We start from the raw sequence: 22,556 nt of genomic DNA on the forward strand, positions 1-22,556 counted from the left end.
CTTCTAGGAATTGATAAGGCAACCTATACATGCGAAACGTACTGCACATGAGGGGCGCCTGGCCCTACTTGATCGCTATCTTTCTCAATGCGTTTGTGGATTTGGGTCACAAGATCGTTATTCAGAATACGATCTTCAAAAGCTATGACGGCACCACCCAGGTCGTACTCACGGCCCTGGTAAATGGCTTAATTTTGCTACCATTTATTTTAATGTTTAGCCCCGCTGGCCATGTGGCAGATAGCTACCCCAAGGTGCGCGTCATGCGTGTTTCTGCCTGGGCGGCGGTGGCTATTTCACTCGGCATCACCGCCGCGTACTACCAGGGATGGTTCTGGTTAGCGTTCGCGATGACGCTACTGCTTGCCATTCAATCGGCTTTTTACTCCCCGGCTAAATACGGCTTGGTAAAGGGGTTGTTCGGCAAGCCACGTTTGGCGGAAGCCAACGGGCTGATTCAGGCGGTCACTATCGGCGCTATTTTAGCGGGCACCGTGGCCTTTACCGCACTGTTTGAAACCTGGGTATCGCCTGATGACCAGACGCCAGCGCAGCTGTTACGTCACATTGCACCGCTGGGCTGGCTGCTCGTGCTCAATAGCGCTCTCCAAGTGGTCACGCTTTATCGCCTGCCATTGGACAACACGCCACGCTCCCAAACACCGCTTACCTGGCAGCGCTACATTAAGGGCCGCGCGCTAAAAGACAACCTGCGTATCGTGGCGCGCCAGCCTGTTCTCAGGCTGTCGATTATCGGCCTTGCAACGTTTTGGTCCGTTGGCCAAGTGCTGCTGGCAGCCTTCCCCGCCTATGCGAAAGATGCGCTAAGTATCGATAACACGCTTGTGCTTCAAGGAATTCTCGCCGCGAGCGGCATTGGCATTGCAGCCGGGTCGCTGCTGGCGAGTAAGCTTTCCCGCAACCGTATTGAAACCGGCCTTATTCCCTTGGGCGCTATCGGCGTGGCCGCGGGGCTATGGTGCCTTCCCCTGCTATCAACGCCGCTTAGCCAAGCGCTCAATTTCGTGTTTATTGGCATCATGGGCGGGCTGTTTATCGTACCGCTGAATGCGCTGATCCAGTTTCACGCGGCCGATCACGAATTAGGTACCGTGCTGGCTGCCAACAATTGGATTCAAAATATCGCCATGCTGGGCTTTTTGATGCTCACGGCGCTATTCGCGCTGGCCGGTGTGGATAGTCACTATCTGCTGCTTCTCATCGCGGCTGTGGCCATGGTCGGCGGCGGTTACACTATCTTCAAGCTACCCCAAAGCCTAGTGCGCCTTCTGCTAAGCTTTCTGCTCACGCGACACTATCGCGTGGATGTTCACGGCTTGGAAAACCTACCGGCACAAGGCGGCGTGCTACTACTGGGCAACCATATCAGCTGGTTGGATTGGGCCATGGTGCAAATTGCCAGCCCGCGGCCCGTACGTTTTGTCATGCTAAAAAGCATTTACCAGCGCTGGTATCTACGCTGGTTCTTTAAAGCGCTGGGCTGTATTCCTATCGAACGCGGCGCCGCTGCCGAACAGGCGCTAAGCGATGTAGCCGAACTGCTCAATGCCGGAGAAGTGGTGTGTTTGTTTCCTGAAGGAGCGATTAGTCGCAATGGCCAGCTTGGCGAATTTCGGCGCGGCTATGAACGCGCCTGTAAAATGGCCAATCCTGACGTCAAAATAATCCCGTTCTACCTGCGTGGACTATGGGGCAGCCAGTTCTCACATTCATCAAGCAAGCTCAAAGAGCTGCGCAATGCCCCACTGCACCGTTCGGTGGTGGTCGCTTTTGGAAAACCACTGCCCAAAGACACGCCCGCCGATGTGCTCAAACGACGTATTTTTGAACAGGCTAGCCGTTCCTGGCAGCGGGCCATGGGCGAACTACCCACGCTTGCTAATGCCTGGATTCAAAGCGTTAAGCGCCGCCCAGGCGAGCTTGCGCTAGCCGACACCCTTGGGCGTCCGCTCAGTGCCAGCCAAGCGTTAACCGCCAGCGCACTGCTATCTAAGCGCATCCGTAAGCTTTGCCCTGGGCAAAACGTTGGCCTATTGCTGCCTACCAGCAGCGCTGGAGTGATCACCAACATGGCTACGCTGCTGGCGGATAAAACCGTTGTGAACCTCAACTACACGGCGAGCCAAGACGCACTGGCGTCTGCGCTCACCCAGGCAGAGATTACAACGGTGTTCACTTCAAAGCGCTTTGTAGCAACGCTAGCCCAGCGCGGGTTAGCGGTTGACCAGCTACTTGGCCAGCAGCAAGTAATGTATCTGGAAACCCTACAGTCAACGATCAGCCGCGCCGAGCGTGCCAGTACCTGGCTTGCCGTACGCCTACTGCCCACGTGGCTATTACAGCGCTGCTTTAGCAGTAGCCATGATGCGGATGCAACGGCCGCGATCCTGTTCTCTAGCGGTAGCGAAGGTCAGCCTAAGGGCGTGATGTTGAGCCACCGCAACCTCATGGCCAACATCAAACAGACCTCTGACGTTCTTAATACACAAAGCAACGACGTTGTGATGGGATCGCTGCCGCTGTTTCATGCCTTTGGCCTCACCGTCACGCAGCTGCTACCGCTCATTGAAGGGGTGCCGCTAGTGTGTCACGCCGACCCAACCGATGCCCCCGGCATAGCCGGCACGGTTGCCAAGCATAAAGCGACCATTATGTTTGGTACCTCCAGCCTTCTACGCCTGTTCGTACGCAGCCAAAAGGTGCATCCGCTAATGCTGGATAGCCTGAGGGTGATCGTGGCCGGCGCAGAAAAGCTTGATGACAGCGTACGTACAAGCTTTGCACTGAAATTCCACAAACCGATTTATGAAGGCTATGGCGCGACGGAGACGTCACCGGTTGCCTCGGTCAACTTACCGGATGCCCTCGGCATTCATTACCAGCAGGTGCAGCGCGGTAGCAAAATTGGCAGCGTTGGCATGCCGCTGCCTGGCACTGGTTTCAAAGTCGTTTCGCCTGAAAGCTTCGAAGAACTACCCACTGGCGAAGCGGGTATGATTTTGATCAGTGGCCCACAGGTCATGCAGGGCTATCTTAACGATGCTGAACGCACGACCAAGGCGCTACGCGACATTGATGGCCAGCGCTGGTACGTCACTGGGGACAAAGGATTTCTCGACGAAGACGGCTTTTTAACGCTGATCGACCGCTACGCACGCTTTGCCAAAATTGGCGGCGAGATGGTCGCGCTAGGCGCCGTAGAACAGGCCGTTAAAGCCGCACTTGAGGAGCCTGACACCGCGCTAATGGCGGTCAACATCCCCGATAGTCGTAAAGGCGAACGCATTGTAATGCTATCGGAAACACCTTTAGATGCCAGCACCGTAAAAGCCGCTATGCTCGCTAACGGCACGAAATCAATGATGGTGCCCAGTGACTGGCTTACCGTGGATGCCCTTCCTCGCTTGGGGTCAGGCAAGCAGGATATTGCGGGCGCCAAGCGTCTGGCACAGAAAAGATTGGCCGAAAGCGCGAAATAGAGTGCTCTACTCGGCCACCGATACCTGCGGGCATCATTAGAGAGATGAATAAAAGGATTTTTTTCACTGAAACCGCTGACTTTTCTCCATGGTTTCTAATCCGGATGTGTATTAAATTCATTTCCAATGTTTTGAGGTTATCTTCCCCCTCAAAAATTCGGATAAACAAAGAAGGAGCGTTAAATGTCTAATCCAGCTATTGAAATCTTCAAGAAGCGTCGTAGCCAGTATGTCATTGGCAAAGACATTGCCATCAGCCAAGACGATACAGCGGCATTGATCAAAGAAGCCGTTAAGCAGGCACCCACGTCGTTCAACTCACAAAGCTCGCGTGCGGTTATTCTGTTCAACGAACAGCACGACAAGTTCTGGCAGATAGTCATGGAAACGCTGCGTAAAATCGTACCTGCGGACTCTTTTGAGCCTACTGAGCAGAAGATCAGCAGCTTTGCTGCTGGTGCTGGCACCGTGCTGTTTTTTGAAGACCAAGAGGTCATCAAAGGGCTGCAAGAGAAATTTCCGCTCTACGCCGACAACTTCCCTGTTTGGTCAGAGCATGCTACCGGCATTGCCCAGTTTGCCGTATGGACGGCCCTTTCACAGGCCGACATTGGCGCCAGCCTGCAGCACTACAACCCCATTATCGACGATGCCGTATTTGATGCCTGGGATCTACCGGCTTCCTGGACACTACGCGCGCAAATGCCCTTCGGTTCTAATGAAGCACCGTTTGGCGAAAAAACGTTCATGGACGATGAGCAACGCTTCCGCGTATTTTCTTAAGCCACAGCTTAGGACATGTCCTAAGTAAGCGCCCATCACGAACTTGTTTTCGCCCGCTGCCACTGATTATTCAGCGACAGCGGGCGATGCCTTTTAGAGGCCGACCTTCATCAAGAGCGCTTGTGGTGCCTATTCAGAAGGCTTTACGTCAGCGCTATCCAATGGCGTAGAGCGCTTGCCCGGCTCACCCCGCGCAATATCGTTATGGCTAATGACCATCACATCGCGTGGCCACCAATCCGGATGGTTATCGCGAATAAAGGCCAGCAGTTTCTCACGCACGTTCATTTCTGCCACCCAGCCTGCTAGCGGGTCGGACGTCATCAGGTAAAAAGTAATGATCTGCGCCGTTGCGGTTTGCCCTGTCACATAGCACAGCAGCTTATGGTGCTCGATAACATTCTCTTCATCCTTAGCAACGTCTAAAAACGTTTGCCTTAAGAGCTCAACGTCAGCGCTTAAGTGCAGCGTCAATTTCAAAAACCGATACATCTTGGTACTTTTGACCGAAAGATTCTCAAACGGTTTAGACACAAAATAGGTGACGGGTACGATCAACCGCCGCTCGTCCCATGAGCGCAATCGAATAAACGTATAAAAAATCCCCTCCACATAGCACCACTGCCCTTCAAACATAACCAAGTCACCGATTCGGATCGGCTTGGCCAGCGACAGCTGAAAAGAAGACAAAATGTTCCCCAGCATGGCCTGGCCAGCAATACCGACCAGTACCGCAAGAACGCTTGCGGAGGCGAGAATAGACAAGCCTAGTGTTTCGAAGATCTGAACCTGGCTGAGTACGTAAACCGATACTGCAATGACCGTGATCAGAATGATGACGCGGCGTAACGCGTAGAGCGATGTCAACAGCCGGCGCTCATCACGCGATTTTGTATCATCAATCTCGCCCACTAAACGCCGCGTCATACGCAGCATAATGGTATCGACCAAGCGCAGTGCAATGGTTGCCGCGCCCCACGCCAGAATGGCGGTTAACACAACGCGGAAGGTACCCATAGCGATAGCAGAGAAAGAGACCACATAGTCCAGCACCACCTGCGTCACCAGAGACATCATGATGAGTGCCATGGGGCCTTTTATTCTGCCCACAAAGATGCTTTTTGCGCCGGAAGGAATTAGCTTCGCCAGCAACCCAACAAAGCGATAAACCCCCCACCCCATGAGCGCAACCAATATCAGGAAAATGGGAATGGCGATCCACTCCCAAATCATCAGCACGCCGAGCGATTCCTTAAAGCGTTCCGGAATATGCTCCTCCAGCATGGAAGGGCCATATTCTTTATAAAGTAGCGGAATCGACGACACGCTGTCTGACATAATCAGCCAAACGGGATCCTGATCACCGGCTCGGTAACGGCCCAGCCGTATATCGTAAGTATCACTGCCCACTTTCAGTGACGTTATTTCCAAGTCTCGACGCGGCTGGCCTGCTTGAGGATTAGGCTCCTGCCCAGCCGTATTCTCAATGAGCGCGTCTCGGCGGCCAGGAAGATTGGCAACGTTCAGCAACTCACCACGCTTGAATACTTCAGCCAACTGTTTGGCTAGCTCCGGGCCTTGTTCGCGCTGCTCGGCAGGCGATAAATCGGACAAATTGAGAACATGCGCCGCCGCCGCAAACTCTTCGTTGTCCGCCAGCGTTTGAAAACTTCGAATAGCCTCGCGTGGGGTAATTAAGTTGACGTCCTCCGGCGCTTCTTCAAGTCCCGTATTTACTTCATCAACAGCAAACCACCGATTATCTTCGCTCTCTTCTCCCTGAGTTTGCGCCACACACACGCTGGAAAATAGCAGTGCTGCGATCAGCACCATCCATGCGGGCCATAAGCCATTTGCTTTCATACATGCCTTTATTAAGTGAGATGAACCAGCTTACCGACCATCGACAGACCAATTACGTAGCCAGCCTTGTGATCATCACAGGGCCATCCATGTCAGTGGGGTAAAAGGAGTAAGCGTAAAGTACAGCCTATCTTATTTGATGACGCAAGGAGCAGCACCGTTCTCATCAATCATGCACTCCTTTTCTCTATTCGGTTTAGCAAACATAGGCATGCGCAATGCGAATATGTGTTTCACAGCACGCTATCTAACCAGGCTGCCTAGCGACTTCAACTCGCTATCGTATAAAGCAACCAGCAGCGGCGCGCCCTGGTCGTTAATGCGAAACTGCCCGTAGCGGGCGGATTGATAGCGTTCGGCATGACCTTCCTGGAAAAAGAAAGCATTGGTAGCAAAACGCACATAGCCATTGCGCAGTCGATACTGTAGACGCCGCTCCTGATCACCGATCGGGCTGCCATCATCTAATCGCTGAAAGTGGGCGATATACTGATCATCTAAGCGCACAACGACGTTGCCATTGCAGGCATTCGGGGAGTTACTCTCTTGGTCCAACGTCGTTTGAATGCGGCTGGTGATAGCAAAGTTCAAAGACATGTAGTCGCCCTGCATCAATGAGCGCGGGTCGACCGGCGCGAGCTCAAGGTAGACAATCTCACCCAGCGCCAAATGACGCTCTTTCTGCCAAATTGCCCCATTAATCACGGCCAACACCAGCAACATGCCCACGAGAATCACCAGCCTGCTTGCTTTCGCGTTAGGCATCATTGTCTACGCTCCCATCGCTCGAGTGAGCAATCCTAGCTTCCCACCTCCGGTGTAGCCCAAAACGCAGCCCTAGCAGCAGGGTTCCCATCACCAAAAGCGCTATCGACTTCGTCAGAAGCGTTGCGTCCAGCCAGTAGTAATAGCTGCCGATCGCCAGCATCAGCGAAAGCATCCCCAACCCCGTCAGCACGCGATTGCCAATAGCAAAGCCTAACAGCATGACCACCACGCCCTGGCCTACGCTAGGGACATAAAACGTCACCCCCAACAGCACCACACCGGCAGCGTAGGTCATCCAGCGCACGCTAGCTAAAGGCTGTTTGTTAAACAGCGCCTGGAAAAGAATCAGCTGTGCCAGCGCAACGAGCCCAACGCTCATCCAAACCCCTAGCCGCACTAAATTGCTATCCAGCGCTTCATAAAGAAACGGCAGCGGATGACCCGCATGCGCTAGCCCCTGAGTGACCAGCAGGCCCAACGCTAGTCCATAGCCCCACGCCTGCATCTCTTTAATGCGACGTGGCCAGCGAAATTCGTTTAACCAAAGTGCGGTTAGTGCACACAGCACAATGCCACTGGCGGCCATCCCCGTTGCCGCTGTTACCCACGCCAGATACAGCGCTACGCTGGCAGCAAAGGCAGAAAAGCCACGATGCGTTACGCTTGGCATCACCAGCGCCAGTGCGCTCTGCAAACCCAGCATCGACCACCATACATAGGCAGCGTTATTCCAATGCTCGATGGCGGCCCAGCCCACTAGTAGCTGCCCGGCTAAGCTAATGGCGAGCGCCAGATGTTCGAGCACATCACTGTGAACTGCCCGCAGTAGCGCAAAAGCAGCGCCGATCAAAACGAGCCCCAGACCCAACGATGCAGCGGCGCTCTCGACAACAAACACTCCGCCAATGGCGATAAAGCCCAGTAAAAAAAACGCCGCCAGCCAACCGGAAAAAGCCTGCAACACGCGCACAAACCACGGCGTTTCTAGCGTCGCCGGCAGCGTAGAAGCGTTTAACACAATGCCTGACTGGGTCAGCTTGGCTTTTAAACTATTTGTTTGAGCATCGTCGGCTCTGCGCATCATTGCCATGTCTCCCGGTGTAGCCGTTTCAGCCATATGACAGCCCAGGCGCCCATCGCTAGCACCGCGATGGCCATAAACAACAAACTTCCTGCCTGCCACTCACCTTCCCATAGCCAGTATCGAGCAAGCAGCCACGTGGCCACGGCAATCACTGAGACGCAGCCACCTGCGATCATGAACAGATCCGGCTGCCAGTGGCGATAACCGGTATACAGCGCCACAAGCCAGAGAGGATAAATCACCAGCACTGACGACCACATCGGCTGCATCTCGGCAATCAGGGACATCAATAGCAGCGTGACCGGTACCCCGCTGCCCACCGCGAGCAAGCGAGCGGCCCAACGACCTTCACCCCAACGCCCGGAATAAGCGCCCCACTCCCAGAAGATCAATGCAAGGGTATTGATCCCCAACAACCCCCACAGCGCAGCGTCACTGTTTGCCAGGGCGCCAAACGGTCCACCCCAAGTACGAAAATAAAGCCCGATGGCAAGATTGAGCAGCCCTAACCACAGTACCCAAAGTAGCTCAAAACGTGCCACCCAGACCCAGGGCAGCGTTAGTAACGCCCAGGTAAAGAACAGCTGCCAGGGGTCGGCACCGGTTTGGTACACCTGACCAAACAGCGCTAGCAGTACACCCACTAACAAAGTGGCCGACGTTAGCGCCACACGCTGTAAGGTCAGGCGAGTCTTGGCCCACACGGCGATACCTACCGCCAGCAACACCGCGGCTTGCACCACGCCAAAGCGCAGCCAACGCTCCATCTCGAGCCAGTTATAAGCAATAAAAAACAACACCGCAAAGGCTAGCGCCAGCCCGCCTAGCCACAGCAGTAATCGATCAACAAAGATCGCCCAGTCACGGGGCGATGGCCTCAACCCAGCAGCCTCAATAGCGTGTGTCACCTGCTCTGGCGGTATGACGCTTTGCTCAATTAACGACACCAGTTCACGGCGTGAAGAAGCCATGGCATTCCTTGGGAAGGTAGAGAAGTTAGCACTCAACAATGCCGATCGGTCAGCATAGCCTGACCATAGACGCTAACGCGCGCGAGCGAAAGAGGCCGTCAGTGCCATTGATGCGTACTTAGGATTAACAATGAAAGAAGGAAGCACTATAAGGTTTTACTTCTTCCAGGCCCACGCCTTATAAGAAATGCAGTAGGATCAATGTTCGACTTATTTTTCAGGAGCCCGCTATGTCCCTCGCACAGCTAATTAGCCCACTTGCTCTAGGCCAAAAGCAACAGCAGCCCGGCCTGGTGATTCTGGATTGCCGCTTTGCTTTGGAAAACCCGGGCTATGGGCAGCAAAGTTATGCCGCGGGGCATATCGCCGGGGCGCATTTCGCTGACCTGAACCGCGACCTGAGCTCGCCGGTTATCCCGGGAGTGACCGGCCGTCATCCCTTACCGGACCCCGCACAGCTGGTTGATCGCCTGCGAGACTGGGGCATTGATAACGACGCTACCATCGTGCTTTATGACGATGGCACCGGTGCCTATGCCGCCCGGGCGTGGTGGCTGCTGGCGTGGCTGGGTAAGCGAGATGGCGTGTTCATTCTTGATGGCGGCTTGAACGCCTGGCTCGCCGTCGGCCTGCCCTTGAGCCAGGATTCACCGCAGAGTGTTCCCGGGCATTTCAGCGGTCAGCCAGATAACCGCCTGCTGCTGGAGGCCAAGCAACTACAGCAGCGCCTTGGCCAGCCGAACCTCACCTTACTGGATGCCCGAGGCTTGCCACGCTTTCGAGGTGATGTAGAGCCTATCGACCCGGTAGCCGGGCATATCCCCGGCGCGCAATGCGCGGCGTTTACCGACAACCTTGGCAGCGACGGACGTTTTTTGCCCGTGCCGCAGCTCAAGCAGCGTTTTGCCGAGAAGCTTGGCGGGCGCTCACCGGAAGCGTTGGTGGCCTATTGCGGCTCTGGCGTAACCGCCTGCCATAACCTGTTTGCCCTTTGCCTGGCAGGTTACCCTCTGGCCAGCCTGTACGCAGGTTCCTGGAGCGAATGGATCACCGACCCTCAACGGGCTATCGCTACCGGCGACTAAATCCTCACTCCCAACGCTAAACGCAGGTGAGCACTCGGAAACCCAGTAGCCATAGCTGTCACTCCAACTTAGTAAAGCGCAGCCGCTCTATCGCCGGGGGCGGCAAGAAAGAGTCCGCTCGGGCATCTTCCCAATAGTGCTTAAACACGGTGTGCTCACATTTAGAATGCAGTAGCTCATTGGGTTTCAAGAACGTAAAGACCTGATCGTAGGACTGAATCTCATTTTCCGATACGCGGCGGATGATATGTTCTGGCCCCAGCTCACTCGGGTGGGTGAGCCCTGCCGCCCCTAGCATTTCCGCCAGCGCTTTTAGCGTATTGCGGTGGAAGTGATATACCCGCTCCGTTTTGTCAGCAATATCCAAATGACGGCTGCGCTTAGGATCCTGGGTTGCCACGCCGCTTGGGCACTTATCGGAGTGACAGTTGAGCGCCTGAATACAGCCCAGTGAAAACATAAAGCCCCTGGCGGCATTGCACCAGTCGGCCCCCAGCGCCAACGTGCGGGCAATATTAAAACCCGATGTGATTTTGCCAGCAGCACCGATGCGAATTTCCTCGCGCAGCCCAGCCCCAACAAGCGTGTTGTGCACTAGCGTCACGGCTTCGGTGAGCGGCACGCCCATACGGTTAATAAATTCTAACGGCGCGGCACCGGTTCCCCCTTCGCCGCCATCCACCACAATAAAATCAGGCCGCTCACCGGTCTCCAGCATGGCCTTTACAATCGCAAACCACTCCCAGGGGTGGCCAATTGCCAGCTTAAACCCAACCGGCTTGCCGCCGGAAAGCGCACGTAGGCGGGCAATAAATTCCATCAGCTCTAGCGGTGAAGAGAAGGCGGTGTGAGCGGCGGGAGAAATCACATCCTGGCCCATGGGCACTTCCCTGGCCTCGGCAATTTCTGCGGTCACTTTAGCCGCCGGCAGTATGCCACCATGGCCGGGCTTGGCTCCCTGCGACAGCTTTATTTCGATCATTTTGACCTGATCATCGCTGGCGTTGGCGGCAAACCGTTCCTCGTTAAACGAGCCATCGTCGTGGCGGCAGCCGAAATAGCCGGAGCCGATTTCCCAGACTAAATCGCCACCGTGAATGCGATGATAGCGGGAGATCGACCCTTCACCGGTGTCGTGATAGAAGCCCCCTTTGCAGGCGCCCGCATTCAGCGCTTCGATGGCATTGCCTGAAAGCGAGCCAAAGCTCATCGCCGAAATATTAAGCACGCTAGCAAAATAAGGCTGACTACAGCGGCTACCGCCTACTCGAACCCGAAAGTCAGCGTCTTCAATTGCATAGGGCAGCAGCGAATGATTGATCCACTCATGGCCCGGTTTATACATATCCAACAGTGAGCCGAAAGGCTTCTTATCGCTCTCATTTTTAGAGCGCTGATACACCACGGCACGCTGCTCGCGGGAGAACGGGCGCTCGTCCAAATCCGACTGAATAAAGTACTGGCGTATTTCAGGGCCAATGGATTCCAAGGTATATCGAATGTGGGCCAAGATTGGGTAATTACGGCTGACCGTTCGCCGCGTTTGGCGCATGTCGTGCAAGCCTAGCCAAGCAAGAAGGCCAAAAAGTGCCACGCCCACTAGCCATACAAGCGAAAACACTAAGCCAATAAGCGAGATGACCAGTAGGATCACGCAGGCAACAAAGGCGGCATTGCGCAAAGGAATGCGGGTTAATCCCCGAGCTTCTATCATGAGAACACAAACTCCTTATCAACCGTCTGCAAAAGGGTATGACGGCCTAGGTAGCATATCGGAGCAAGGTAGCGGCTCACCAGCCCAATTCGCTCTATTTAATGGAGAGGATTAGTATAAGTTTTGGTGAACTTACCACTCTAAGTAATATCCAATGCAGCATTCACTACCCACGCTGTGCGCAAGCTTTTCCTAGCGGAGGCATCATATGCTTATAAAAATTGCCAAACCCAGTGATTTACACGAATCCGATGTAACGCCGGAGTCTATTTACCTTTCACGTCGTCGCTTTATGGGTGGCATGGCGGGCCTAGGCGCGGGGATTGCTCTGGCGGGACAAAAAGCTTACGCCAATGCCGCTGACTATTCTGATGTGCCCGACGGCAGTGCACCGCCCTGGTTAAGCGAAAAGATTAGCCAAACTGAGTGGCGCGCAGTCACCCCAAGCGATCCTGAAAAAGACATTATCGCCCCCTTTGAGGATGTCAGCAGCTATAACAATTTTTTCGAATTCGGTTCGGGAAAAAGTGACCCAGCCCGTCATGCAGGCAGCTTAGAAACTCAGCCCTGGAGCGTGGTGGTCGACGGTGAAGTTAACAACGGCGGGCGCTTTACGCTTGAAGACTTCGCCAAGCCGTCGCAGTTTGAAGAGCGTATTTACCGCCTGCGCTGCGTCGAGGCGTGGTCGATGGTCATTCCCTGGTTAGGCATTCCCCTAGCCGAGATAATCAAGCGCGCCGATCCTACCAGCAAAGCAAAATACGTGCGTTTTGAAACGCTGGTAGACCCGGATCAGATGCCAGGGCAGCGCTCGTCGTTCTCGCTGATTGACTGGCCCTACGTGGAAGGTCTGCGTTTAGACGAGGCCATGAACCCGCTCACGTTACTGGCGATGGGCATGTATGGCCGCGAACTGCCTAATCAAAACGGCGCCCCCTTACGATTAGTGGTGCCATGGAAATATGGCTTTAAGAGCATCAAATCGATTGTGCGCATTTCGTTAGTTGAAGAGCAGCCGGTCAACTCCTGGCAGGAGATTGCCGCCAACGAATACGGCTTCTACGCTAACGTGAACCCACAGGTTGACCACCCACGCTGGAGCCAAGCCTCCGAACGGCGGCTGCCCAACAGCCTGTTCAGCCCGAACCATATTGATACGCTTATGTTTAACGGCTACGCGGACGAAGTTGCCGAGATGTATGCGGGATTGGATTTAAGGGCTAATTACTGATGGCAGCACCGCGCATATGGCTTGTTTGGCGCATTGGCGTTTTCTTGGCGGCATTAACACCGCTACTGTTTTGGGGCTGGCAAGTCGCCAATAACGCTGCTGGCCCTGAGCCCGGGCGTTACCTGCTACTCAACATCGGCATTGGCGCACTGTGGATGCTGCTGCTCACGCTAAGCCTCACGCCTCTCACCAAGCTGACCCGTTGGAAAGGCTTTGCACTCATTCGGCGCCAGCTAGGTTTATGGACACTGGCCTACGCCACGCTGCATTTGCTCAGCTATGCGCTATTTATTCTGGGGCTTAACTGGGCGCTGCTAGGCAGCGAAATTGTCAAACGGCCCTACATTATTGTGGGCATGATCGCGCTAACCGGCCTTGCCGTGCTGGGTGCGACTTCCAACCGCTGGGCGATGAAACGCCTAGGCAAGCGCTGGAAACCATTGCACAAATTCTCTTACGCTATTTTAGCATTGGCACTGCTGCACTTCTTTTGGATAGTGCGCGCCGATCTGCGCGAATGGGCCATCTATGCCGCCGTTGCTGCATTGATAATGGCCACCCGCCTACCGCCTGTTGCTCGCACCCTGCCTAAGTTTCGTCAGCGGTTTAGCCGTTAAATACCCTTGACAAGGTAAGCTCTTGCAGGCCGGGTTCATGTTCAGTTCACCTAATGCCGTTATGCTATGGGCAGACAGTCTAATACCGTATTGGAGTAGTAATAATGGCCGTAAAATATTTAGGCGCTACCCGTCGGGTAATAGCGTTAGGATCGCTATTGCTCGCAGCTGGCGCAAGCGCGGAGCAGTCTATAGGTGATGAACAACCTTTGCGCGTTGAACAACTGCAGCGCTGTGGCGATCTTTTACAGCAAGATATTCAAGAGTTCTGCCTGAACGCCAGCGGGCTTGATAACAGCGATTTTCAGGTAAAGCTGAACGGAATACCGCTTCAGGCCGAAAACCTTGATCACACGGATGAAAATATACGTGTCCGCATCACCAGCGCCGACACACAAAGCGGCCCGCTGTGGTTTGAGCAACACGACCAAGCGAGCAACCCGGTATGGATAAGCCTCAAAGGCAGTCACGTGGTAGCGGCCACGGACCAAGAGCTGGCGGAGAACATGGATGGCCTGACCACCTACGTGGATCTGGTCAGCGTGATTATTGAAGAAAGCTACGAAGGTGCCGAAGAAGCCCAGCGATTAGCAGAAAAGTACGGTGCAGAGGTGGTCGGTATAATCCCGCCGCTTAACACCTACCAGCTGCGCCTTCCGGTCAGCAACTTAGATGCACGCGATGCGCTAGTACTCAGGCTAGGCAGTGAAGTCAGCGTCGATGCGGTGGTGGTCGAAGAATCAGGCGCAGAAGAAAGCGTTGAGAGCGAGACCGATGAGCTGCCCGCAGCCGACGACCAGGACTGGGCGTCAAATCGCTTTTTAGACGCGGTAAATTATTATAAGCGGCGCCTGCCACGTCAGGGCGGCGATATCGAGACTCAGCCCATTCGCATTGGCGTCATCGAACGGGAAGTAGACTTCGACGCACCGGATTTTGCCGACTACCTGGGCGACTGTCGCACGGACTCTCTTAGAACCTGTGTCTATGCACGCGATGCCGTCGCGCCCGACGGGCATGGCACAACGGTTGCCGGCGTATTTGCCGCCGCCTGGAATGAAGGCGGCAATAGCGGCTTTCTACGCGGGCTAGACTCGGTAGGCCCAGGCTTCGATGTGATTGTTGACCGCAATTCGGATGCGGGCATTACCGCCAATATCGCCGCGTCGGTCAATCTGGTGGAAGACGGTGTACGCGTACTCAACTGGAGCTGGGGCATTCATCGAGTGGGGGCCATCGATATTGACGGAAAAGAAGTCGACTCGCTGGTGCGTTCCGGTATCGCCATGAGCGGCTATGAGGAGCTACTCGAAGAATTCTTCTTATGGCTACGCCGCGAACATCCCGACGTGGTAGTCGTCAACTCAGCGGGTAACGCCTCGTCGTTTTCTGGAAGTGATGATTATCGTCTACCGTCCTCTTTCGTGACCGACCAGCTGTTTGTGGTGGGTGGTCATCAGCAAGGCGATCAAGAACTGCAGGTTGACGACCCTGGTTACGTGGTCAAACGCGACGCGTCGAATATTGATATGCGCGTCGACATAACGGCAGCCGCCTGCGTTAGAGGCTCTTCTCTGATAGAGGGAGAGCAAGGCCCTGCCCATTGCGGCACCTCTTACGCAACGCCCCTGGTGGCCGGTTTATTGGCAGCCATGATGTCGATAGACCCCGCTCTTACACCGGCGCAATTGCGCATGCTATTGCGTCGTAGCGCGATGACCATCGGTGAAGAGTACGATTTCGAACCGACCGATGCCGATGACCTCACCGCGCCGATACTGCCATCGGAACGTGCTAATGAGCTCGATCACCCGGATATCGGCCTGTCAGCCAGGTTAGACATGTACAAAGCGCTAGACCTCACCGTTCAGAGCTTGGACCGAGAGCGCTGAGCTGAGCTAGTCAAGAGGAGGCAAGACAAGCCACACGATCCAGACAAGCCCACCTTACGAGGTGGGCTTTAACTTATGTTTAGCCAAAAACTGTGCGCAGATGGCGGCGATAAGCATCGGTATCACGCTCAACGTTAGGCACTTTCATCACATCGTTGGCAATAAACGTCGGCAGCGCCGCTAAGCCGATAAACTCCTGCGATTTATGAAACGGAAAGTACACCCCATCCACTCCTCGCCCTTCAAAGAAGTTACCCGGCGCTTCGAATGCTTCCAAAGGCGCGTTCCAGGTCAACGACAGCATATAGCGGCGCCCCTGCAGTAAGCCTCCGCTGCCGTACTGCTTGCTAGGATCTTGGCGCGAACGGCCATCGCTGGCGTAGAGTGAACCGTGCCCCGCAGTAAACACTTCATCAATATAGCGCTTGACGATCCAGGGGGCGCCCATCCACCAGCCAGGCATTTGATACACAATCGCATCGGCCCACAAATAGCTCTGCACCTCGGCATCTGCATTATAACCTTGGTCAATCACTGTCTCGCGCACCTCATGCCCCAACGCCTGCAATGTACTCACTGCCACGCTTTGCAGCGTATTATTGAGTTCACCGCCAGAGTGAGCGAACGCTTTTCCGCCATTAATCAGTAAAATCTTCATTGCTTGAATTCCTAAATAATTACCTAGCAACTTGGCTATATAATATAGCTAAGCAGCATAGCTAGAGCTGCATATGGCGCGTATTGTGAGATCAAAAGAGATGGAAAAGAAGCCGTGCTGGGTCAAAATACTTTTGATTTAAAATCAACAATACTGATAACGTTATCGACTCATCTCAAAACAACAGATAAAGATCGAGATGCCTGATTAATGAGCCTCCCATATGAAAAGCACCCTTGAAGAACAGCAGGCATTTGTCACAGTGGTCGAAAGCGGCTCAATCACTAACGCCGCGGAACGGCTCGGCATTACGGTCTCTGGCGTTAGCCGTGCGCTTAATCGCCTAGAGCGAAAGCTCGGCACTACCTTGCTGCGCCGAACCACGCGTCGTTTGGAGCTCACAGAGGAAGGCGAGACGTTCCTGGGTCACTGCCGCCACATTCTGGCGGCAGTGGACGAGGCTGAAGAAGCAATGCTGGATCGCCATAGCCAGCCCAAGGGCAGGCTGAGGATCAACGCAGCCCCTAGCTTTATGCAGTTCGTGATTGTGCCGGTGATTGGCAAGTTTCGTGCTCGCTATCCTGGTATTACACTAGCGCTCGACACTCATGACCGGTTTGTCGACCTGCTAGAACAACGGGTTGATCTGGCCATCCGTATCGGCGAGTTGGAAGATTCCTCGCTTCATGCACGCTTACTCGGCTACAGCCCACTGCGCATTCTGGCAAGCCCCGCCTACCTTGAATACCATGGCGCACCGCAAAGCATTGATGATCTCAAACAGCACAGCCTGCTGGGCTTTAATCAGCTCGATCATCTCAATCGCTGGCCGCTGCGTCACGCCGATGGGGCACTCTTGGCTATTACCCCAACGCTTGCGGCCTCTAGCGGCAGCACGTTAGTGGAGCTGGCCGTAGCGGGCGAAGGCATCGTGTGTTTAGCCGACTTTATGACCATTACGCCGCGCCAGAAAGGCACCCTCGTTGAAGTGCTTCCCAACCACATTGAGCTACAGACCCAAACCGTCAATGCCGTTTACTACCGCCAAGCCACGCTTTCACAGCGTACGCGGCTGTTTATGGACTTCTTGGCAGAGCAATTGCCGGGGACGTATTTACAGCGCTGAACGCAACGACTGCGATGCCATTTAACGTTAAGCTTTTCTGGCGACCATCAGCTTACTGGCCATACGCACCGTCATAACAATGGCGCTCAAGGCAACGACGATCAAAAAAACACCTAGCGCCAACATCGCGTGGAAGCCGAATAAATCAAACAACACTAATCCGGCCAGACACCCGCTAAGGAATGAAAAAATCGTCGTTAAATGCGTGTGCAGCTGCTTTTGAAAAAAACGCCGGTCGAGCCCCTTATCGCGTGAAACAAATGACGACAAGAACGAGCCTAGTGCAATGCCAACATCCGTCAACGTGCCGGTCACGTGAGTGGATCTCACTCGCCCATTCGACAGCTGAGTTGAGGTGGAGTTGTGTACTCCCATCAGAAAGCCCAGGGTTATCAGTATTTCCGCATTGAAGCGTACCGAGTAAAACAAAATTTCAAACACCGACACTGCGGTTAATGCCACACCTTCCGCCAAGAGAATCAAGCAAAAGATTGTTCTGAATTTTTGCCCAGCAATCACGGCAACCCGCGCAAGGCCACCGCCTATCACAAATGCCAGAAGCAGAGCGGCTAGAAACAAAAAGCCATACGTATCTGAGCTAGCCACCTCACTCGATATTTGCGAGGCATTGCCACTCATATGCGAAGGGAGAAAACCAAAGGCGCCCAAGGCCATGGCGTTGAGAATACCGGCGGCCGTCGCTAACACCAGTGCCAGATAACGATCTTCGGTATGGGATCGAGCTTTCTTCTTTTTAATCAGCACAAATCTTTTCCACCATTTTGAAGTAGACAAAATAAGACGTTAAGACTAAAGCATAACTCTTAAAACGTTAATGAAACGTGAACGATTCTCTAACGCCCTACGCTGATGGTTATTGTGCTTCCCAAGCGTGCAGTGGAAAACTCAGCTTATGCTCTATCACGCTAAGGGAAAAATTGGTGTAATCTTTCTATACTGGCAGGTGGAAAAAACGCCCAACGTGCGTGATTCACCTCGCTACACTCATCGCTATTTATGTTGCTTCCAGGCCATTTAAGGATGTTATGGGTCTTCAAGAAATCGCTTTTGGTGGCATTTACCTCAGCCCACTGCTGATTTACGCATTGATTGGGTTTGTCGCAACGCTAGTGACACGCTCCCTGCTCCACTGGGCAGTCGGGCAGTATGCGCTGTGGTACGAGGCTTGGTTCGATATCTCGCTTTTTGTCATCTTTACGGCAGCCACCACCTTCATTTTTACCATTTTGCTTGAGAGCCCTTAATGCGCCCTTCGCTTCGTATTCTGCTGACCCTTATTATTGTCGCGATTGCCATTGCCGCCGGTGCCTGGCTATGGCGCTACTATCTGTACACTCCCTGGACCCGCGACGCCCGCGTACACGCTGAAGTGATCACCATTGCCCCCGATGTTTCCGGCTGGGTGCGTACCCTTGACGTTGCGGACACCGATTACGTAGCGCAAGGCGATGCGCTGTTTGATATCGATGAAACGCGCTATCAGTCTGCCGTCGACAGCGCCCAAGCCACGGTGGACCATCGCCAGGCAACGCTTGAGTTAAACCGCGCGGAAGAGGGCCGACGCAACCAATTAAGCAATAGCCGGGCGATTAGTGCCGAAAATCAGCAGATTGCACAAATTAATTCACGCATTGCCGCCGCTGACTTGGAACAAGCCCAGGCGCAATTAGCCAGCGCCCAGCTTGATTTAGCACGCACAAAGCTTACAGCCCCCGTCAGCGGGCACGTACTTAACGTACATCTCACCACAGGCAACTACGTGAATCGCGGCACACCGGTGATGGCACTGATAGCCGACAACTCTTACTACGTCGTCGGTTACTTCGAAGAAACCAAAATGACATCGATCAACGTTGGCGATCCGGTCAATGTCATCCTGATGAACGGTGATACTCATTTAGACGGTCGGGTTGCGGGCATTGGCCGCGGCATTGCCGATAGCAACACCAGCCTTAACCCGCAGTTGCTACCCCAGGTAGCGCCGACGTTTAACTGGGTGCGCCTGGCGCAGCGTATCCCCGTTCGCATTACGTTAAACGAAGTGCCTGATGAGATGCTGCTGAGCGTGGGTATGACGGCAACCGTGCGCGTTCGCCCTGCCGCGCAGCCTGAGTAAGTCATGTCGCCGTTTCTGCAAACCTACCTGACGCCCAACGCCACGGCGGTGAAGTTCGCCATCAAGACCACGCTTGCAATGATGCTTGCGCTCTACATTGCGCTATTGTTCGATTTAGAACGCCCCTACTGGGCGCTAATTTCCGCGGCCTTTCTGCAAATTCGTCCGATGAGCGGCATGGTGGTCGAAAAAGGCATCTGCCAGCTTGTCGGCACTTTTATTGGTGCTGTAGCGGGCATTGTAATCATGGCATTCTTCGCTCAAGCCCGCATACCCGCACTTATCACGTTGACTAGCTGGATTATGCTATGCACCTATGTTGGCTCGCTATGGCGTAATAACTATACCTATGGCTGCCTGATGGCGGCCGTCACCGCGATGCTGATCGTGGTTATTTCCAGCGGTAGCACGCCCGCGGGAATTTTCGATATCGCGGTGGCGCGCCTTTCCGAGCTGGGGCTGGGGGCGGTCTGCGCCATGTTAGTTAGCTCGCTGCTATGGCCATCCCATGTGGGAACGCATCTTGCCACCCAGGCCGACAGCGTGATCAACGAAGCCTTTGAGCATGCCGCCCTGCGCCTGGAAGCTAGCGACGATATTTCCGCCATGCAGAAGGCTCTTCGAGGTAGCTTAGGCCCGTTAACCTTACTAGAAACCGATAGCCAAGCTGCGCGTTTTGAAGGCCCTATTGGCCCGGGGCGGGTACGCGCGACCCATGTGCTAACGCGCCGCACCCTGCGCTTTTTCGCCAATTTACAGGCACTCCATCAACTTATGCACGACCACGCCGACCGGCTTGACCCACAAAGCCTTCAGTTGGCATGTCGCGTTGCGCAGGGTTTTCGTGATGCAGAACACGTCAAAGGCGTCATTGAGGCCAGAAAAGCGCTTCAAGCGCTGCGTCATGAGGTCCATGAAAGCGATGATGAAAGCAGCTTAGCACCGCTAGACCGCCGCCTTCGATTAGGGCTACGTGAATCAATTGGCCACGCTATGGTCATGCTCGATGCCCGTGAAGCCATAGCCTCGCCAGGACGCTATAAATTACGTTCATCGCAGCTAGCCTGGCACCGCGATCACCTTGCCGCTAGCATTAATGCCATACGCTCAGGGCTGGTGTTTTCGCTGCTGGCGACCTTTTGGATTGTCACTGCTTGGCAGAGCGCGATGATTGCGATGATGCTAGGCACTCTGTTTTCGGCTTTCTTCGCCAGTCGTGACAACCCGATAGCGATTACCATGATGTTTTATAAGGGCATGCTGGCCGCCATTCCCAGCGCTTTTCTATTTGGCCATGTGCTGCTTTCTCAGGCCAATAGCTTTCCGTTACTCGCACTCATTTTCGGAACACCGCTATTTTTAGGCCTGTTAGGGGCCACGAGTATGGCGACCATGGGGTACTGCCTCGCCTTTACTATTTTCAACATCCTATTGACGATGCCCGGCAATGGTATGGACTTCTCGTTTGATAGTTTTGCCAACCGAGCCATCTCGGTGATTATCGGCCTTAGCTGCGTCGTCATGGCCTTTCGTCTGCTCCCAGGCCTGGGCACTCAGCTGAGACGACGACGCCTGATAAAAGCGATCTCCAAAGATATCCATGCGCTGAGACGAAACTCCATTCGCGACGCCGAAACCCGCTTCAGCGGCCACATGGCGGACCGTCTACTGCATCTAGCACAGCACGATGACATGCTGCCCGAAGAGCAGCGCCACCTGTTCATTCTTGGCCTTACCGGGCTCGATCTCGGCACCGCCACGCTAAGGCTGCGCGACCGGCTAGACGATGCCCCGCATCCGCAGATCCGCCAAGCGCATCAAAACCTTCTGCGCACACTCGCTACCGGTTTTGAGCACAGCGCTACCGGCCACCAGCCACAAGGCATTCGCGAGGCAGGAAAAGAGCTGGATGCAGCGATTACAACCTACGGCAATGTCCCCGCCGACCGCCGCATCCTGCTGGAAGGCCTGATTGAACGGTTGGAGCTCTCGCTTGAGCGTCTGGCGCGCATCATGGCAGAGCGGCCGCATCTTAAGCGTGATAACAGCTTACAAACGAAGACGACACAGGCGGCTCAAAAGTAGCTGTGTGTAGCTATTTTTTGGCATCTGATGATTTTTTCTGCAATGCATCGCTAAACGCGGCGGCTAGAATACCGGTGGGCATGGCGATGATACCGATGCCTGCCACGGCGGTTAGGCCCGCAAAGAACTTCCCAAGCGCCGTGATAGGCGTTACGTCGCCATAGCCAACGGTGGTTAGCGTGGCGATGCTCCACCACAATGCGCGCGGCACGCTGCCAAACGCCTCGGGCTGCGCGGCGGCTTCCACCACGTAAAGACAGCAGGATGAAAATAGTAGCAGCAACCCCGCCACGCCCGCGCTTAGCAAAAGCTCATGAGAACGGGACTTTAACGCGTCAGCCAATGACACCCAAGCCTGGCTAAACCGCCCCAGCCGGGCGAGACGCAGCATGCGCGCTAAGCGTAAGAGCCGCAGCAGGAAGGCGTTGTTGTGGGTCATAAAACCCAAGAAGTAAGGCAAGATGGCGATTAGGTCCACCAGCGCCCAGAACGTAAACATATAGCGAAGCCGACCACCGAATCCGCGATAGCGCGGGTCTTCACCCATGGCATAAAGCCGTAACAGATACTCAACCGTAAAGATCACAACAAACGCGGTCTCAAGTACAGAGAATAGCCCCGGTGCTCGTTGGCGAAGTGTGGGTTCGGTCTCTAAAATGGCCGCGAAAGAGGCAGCCAAAATCAGCGCGCAAATCACCTTATTGAGCAGCGACAGCCCAAGCTGCTGACGGGCTTCCGCCGCCAACTGACGGTATAAAATAGCTCTATTCATACCTTCGCTCCAACAGTCGTCGGTTGACGTAAATCAATCGAGAGATGACCACCTTAGCATGCATGTTCGGACGCTTATTCCTTGGATACAAGGCGTAGATCACCAATGGAGGCCAGCGCAGTTTGAATGGTTCTTATGCTGTTCTCGCTACGTGATATGTGAATTATGCTATCGGCGCCTCCAGCCGGACTCTTTATAGATCATTATTAATACAATATTGAATACCTTTTTCGCAAAAGCCCCCAGCCTGGGCCGGGGGCTTGTAAAACA

At 54.4% G+C, this 22,556-nt stretch carries 18 protein-coding genes; 10 read left to right on the forward strand and 8 right to left on the reverse strand.

Annotation, left to right across the window (positions count from 1 at the left end):
• Nucleotides 1-29: 29 nt before the first annotated feature.
• Complete coding sequence (locus ACT3RP_RS02585; RefSeq protein ID WP_483393170.1) at nt 30-3,500, forward strand: acyl-[ACP]--phospholipid O-acyltransferase; 3,471 nt, start codon at nt 30-32, stop codon at nt 3,498-3,500.
• Nucleotides 3,501-3,683: 183 nt separating this feature from the next.
• Nucleotides 3,684-4,283, forward strand: a complete 600-nt coding sequence (locus ACT3RP_RS02590) for a nitroreductase family protein (RefSeq protein WP_483393171.1) — start codon at nt 3,684-3,686, stop codon at nt 4,281-4,283.
• A 129-nt stretch (nt 4,284-4,412) separates the two neighbouring features.
• On the opposite strand, the gene ACT3RP_RS02595 is transcribed toward ACT3RP_RS02590, so the two are convergent.
• From ACT3RP_RS02595 to ACT3RP_RS02610, 4 genes are all read right to left on the reverse strand, one after another.
• Nucleotides 4,413-6,146 (reverse strand): mechanosensitive ion channel family protein, encoded by a 1,734-nt coding sequence (locus tag ACT3RP_RS02595; protein ID WP_441685771.1) that lies wholly within the window; start codon nt 6,144-6,146, stop codon nt 4,413-4,415.
• A gap of 243 nt (nt 6,147-6,389) precedes the next feature.
• Nucleotides 6,390-6,914, reverse strand: a complete 525-nt coding sequence (locus ACT3RP_RS02600) for a GDYXXLXY domain-containing protein (RefSeq protein ID WP_483393172.1) — start codon at nt 6,912-6,914, stop codon at nt 6,390-6,392.
• On the reverse strand, nt 6,904-8,031 hold the full coding sequence (locus tag ACT3RP_RS02605) for a DUF4401 domain-containing protein (protein ID WP_483393173.1): 1,128 nt from the start codon (nt 8,029-8,031) through the stop codon (nt 6,904-6,906). Before ACT3RP_RS02605 ends, ACT3RP_RS02600 begins: the two co-directional genes overlap by 11 nt.
• On the reverse strand, nt 7,995-8,969 hold the full coding sequence (locus tag ACT3RP_RS02610; RefSeq protein WP_483393174.1) for a DUF2157 domain-containing protein: 975 nt from the start codon (nt 8,967-8,969) through the stop codon (nt 7,995-7,997). The genes ACT3RP_RS02605 and ACT3RP_RS02610 overlap by 37 nt, the downstream gene beginning before the upstream one ends.
• Nucleotides 8,970-9,199: 230 nt before the next feature.
• Here ACT3RP_RS02610 and ACT3RP_RS02615 point away from each other — a divergent pair, with 230 nt between their 5' ends.
• Entirely contained in the window at nt 9,200-10,054 is an 855-nt protein-coding gene (locus tag ACT3RP_RS02615) for a sulfurtransferase (protein WP_096281881.1), read from the forward strand.
• A gap of 58 nt (nt 10,055-10,112) precedes the next feature.
• Here ACT3RP_RS02615 and ACT3RP_RS02620 read toward each other — a convergent pair whose 3' ends face one another.
• Nucleotides 10,113-11,768 carry an FMN-binding glutamate synthase family protein gene (locus tag ACT3RP_RS02620; protein WP_096281882.1) on the reverse strand — a complete coding sequence of 552 codons (1,656 nt, stop codon included), beginning with the start codon at nt 11,766-11,768 and terminating at the stop codon, nt 10,113-10,115.
• Between the two features lie 208 nt (nt 11,769-11,976).
• On the opposite strand from ACT3RP_RS02620, the gene msrP reads away from it, so the two are divergent.
• The 3 genes from msrP (at nt 11,977) to ACT3RP_RS02635 (ending at nt 15,508) form a co-directional block, all read left to right on the forward strand.
• Nucleotides 11,977-12,999, forward strand: a complete 1,023-nt coding sequence (msrP, locus tag ACT3RP_RS02625; protein WP_096281883.1) for a protein-methionine-sulfoxide reductase catalytic subunit MsrP — start codon at nt 11,977-11,979, stop codon at nt 12,997-12,999.
• A complete protein-coding gene (gene msrQ, locus ACT3RP_RS02630) occupies nt 12,999-13,616 on the forward strand; it encodes a protein-methionine-sulfoxide reductase heme-binding subunit MsrQ (RefSeq protein WP_096281884.1) in 618 nt (205 codons plus the stop codon). Before msrP ends, msrQ begins: the two co-directional genes overlap by 1 nt.
• Nucleotides 13,617-13,720: 104 nt before the next feature.
• Nucleotides 13,721-15,508: a S8/S53 family peptidase gene (locus ACT3RP_RS02635; protein WP_483393175.1), complete on the forward strand. Its 1,788-nt coding sequence runs from the start codon at nt 13,721-13,723 to the stop codon at nt 15,506-15,508.
• A gap of 79 nt (nt 15,509-15,587) precedes the next feature.
• On the opposite strand, the gene ACT3RP_RS02640 is transcribed toward ACT3RP_RS02635, so the two are convergent.
• A complete protein-coding gene (locus ACT3RP_RS02640; protein WP_483393176.1) occupies nt 15,588-16,166 on the reverse strand; it encodes an NAD(P)H-dependent oxidoreductase in 579 nt (192 codons plus the stop codon).
• Nucleotides 16,167-16,389: 223 nt separating this feature from the next.
• On the opposite strand from ACT3RP_RS02640, the gene ACT3RP_RS02645 reads away from it, so the two are divergent.
• Entirely contained in the window at nt 16,390-17,292 is a 903-nt protein-coding gene (locus tag ACT3RP_RS02645) for a LysR substrate-binding domain-containing protein (protein ID WP_096281887.1), read from the forward strand.
• Between the two features lie 27 nt (nt 17,293-17,319).
• Here the strand turns inward: ACT3RP_RS02645 and ACT3RP_RS02650 are convergent, their stop codons facing one another.
• Complete coding sequence (locus ACT3RP_RS02650; RefSeq protein WP_441685759.1) at nt 17,320-18,057, reverse strand: YoaK family protein; 738 nt, start codon at nt 18,055-18,057, stop codon at nt 17,320-17,322.
• A 281-nt stretch (nt 18,058-18,338) separates the two neighbouring features.
• Between ACT3RP_RS02650 and ACT3RP_RS02655 the strand changes: the two genes are divergently transcribed.
• The 3 genes from ACT3RP_RS02655 to ACT3RP_RS02665 are packed head-to-tail and all read left to right on the forward strand — an operon-like array spanning nt 18,339 to nt 21,514.
• Nucleotides 18,339-18,557: a DUF1656 domain-containing protein gene (locus ACT3RP_RS02655; RefSeq protein ID WP_096281889.1), complete on the forward strand. Its 219-nt coding sequence runs from the start codon at nt 18,339-18,341 to the stop codon at nt 18,555-18,557.
• Nucleotides 18,557-19,429 (forward strand): efflux RND transporter periplasmic adaptor subunit, encoded by an 873-nt coding sequence (locus tag ACT3RP_RS02660; protein WP_096281890.1) that lies wholly within the window; start codon nt 18,557-18,559, stop codon nt 19,427-19,429. Before ACT3RP_RS02655 ends, ACT3RP_RS02660 begins: the two co-directional genes overlap by 1 nt.
• 3 nt (nt 19,430-19,432) lie before the next feature.
• Nucleotides 19,433-21,514, forward strand: a complete 2,082-nt coding sequence (locus ACT3RP_RS02665; RefSeq protein WP_483393177.1) for an FUSC family protein — start codon at nt 19,433-19,435, stop codon at nt 21,512-21,514.
• Between the two features lie 10 nt (nt 21,515-21,524).
• On the opposite strand, the gene ACT3RP_RS02670 is transcribed toward ACT3RP_RS02665, so the two are convergent.
• Nucleotides 21,525-22,286: an ion transporter gene (locus ACT3RP_RS02670; RefSeq protein WP_444672044.1), complete on the reverse strand. Its 762-nt coding sequence runs from the start codon at nt 22,284-22,286 to the stop codon at nt 21,525-21,527.
• Nucleotides 22,287-22,556: the final 270 nt, after the last annotated feature.

The organism is Halomonas sp. AOP5-B2-8, from assembly GCF_052376475.1.
GTDB lineage: Bacteria > Pseudomonadota > Gammaproteobacteria > Pseudomonadales > Halomonadaceae > Vreelandella > Vreelandella casei.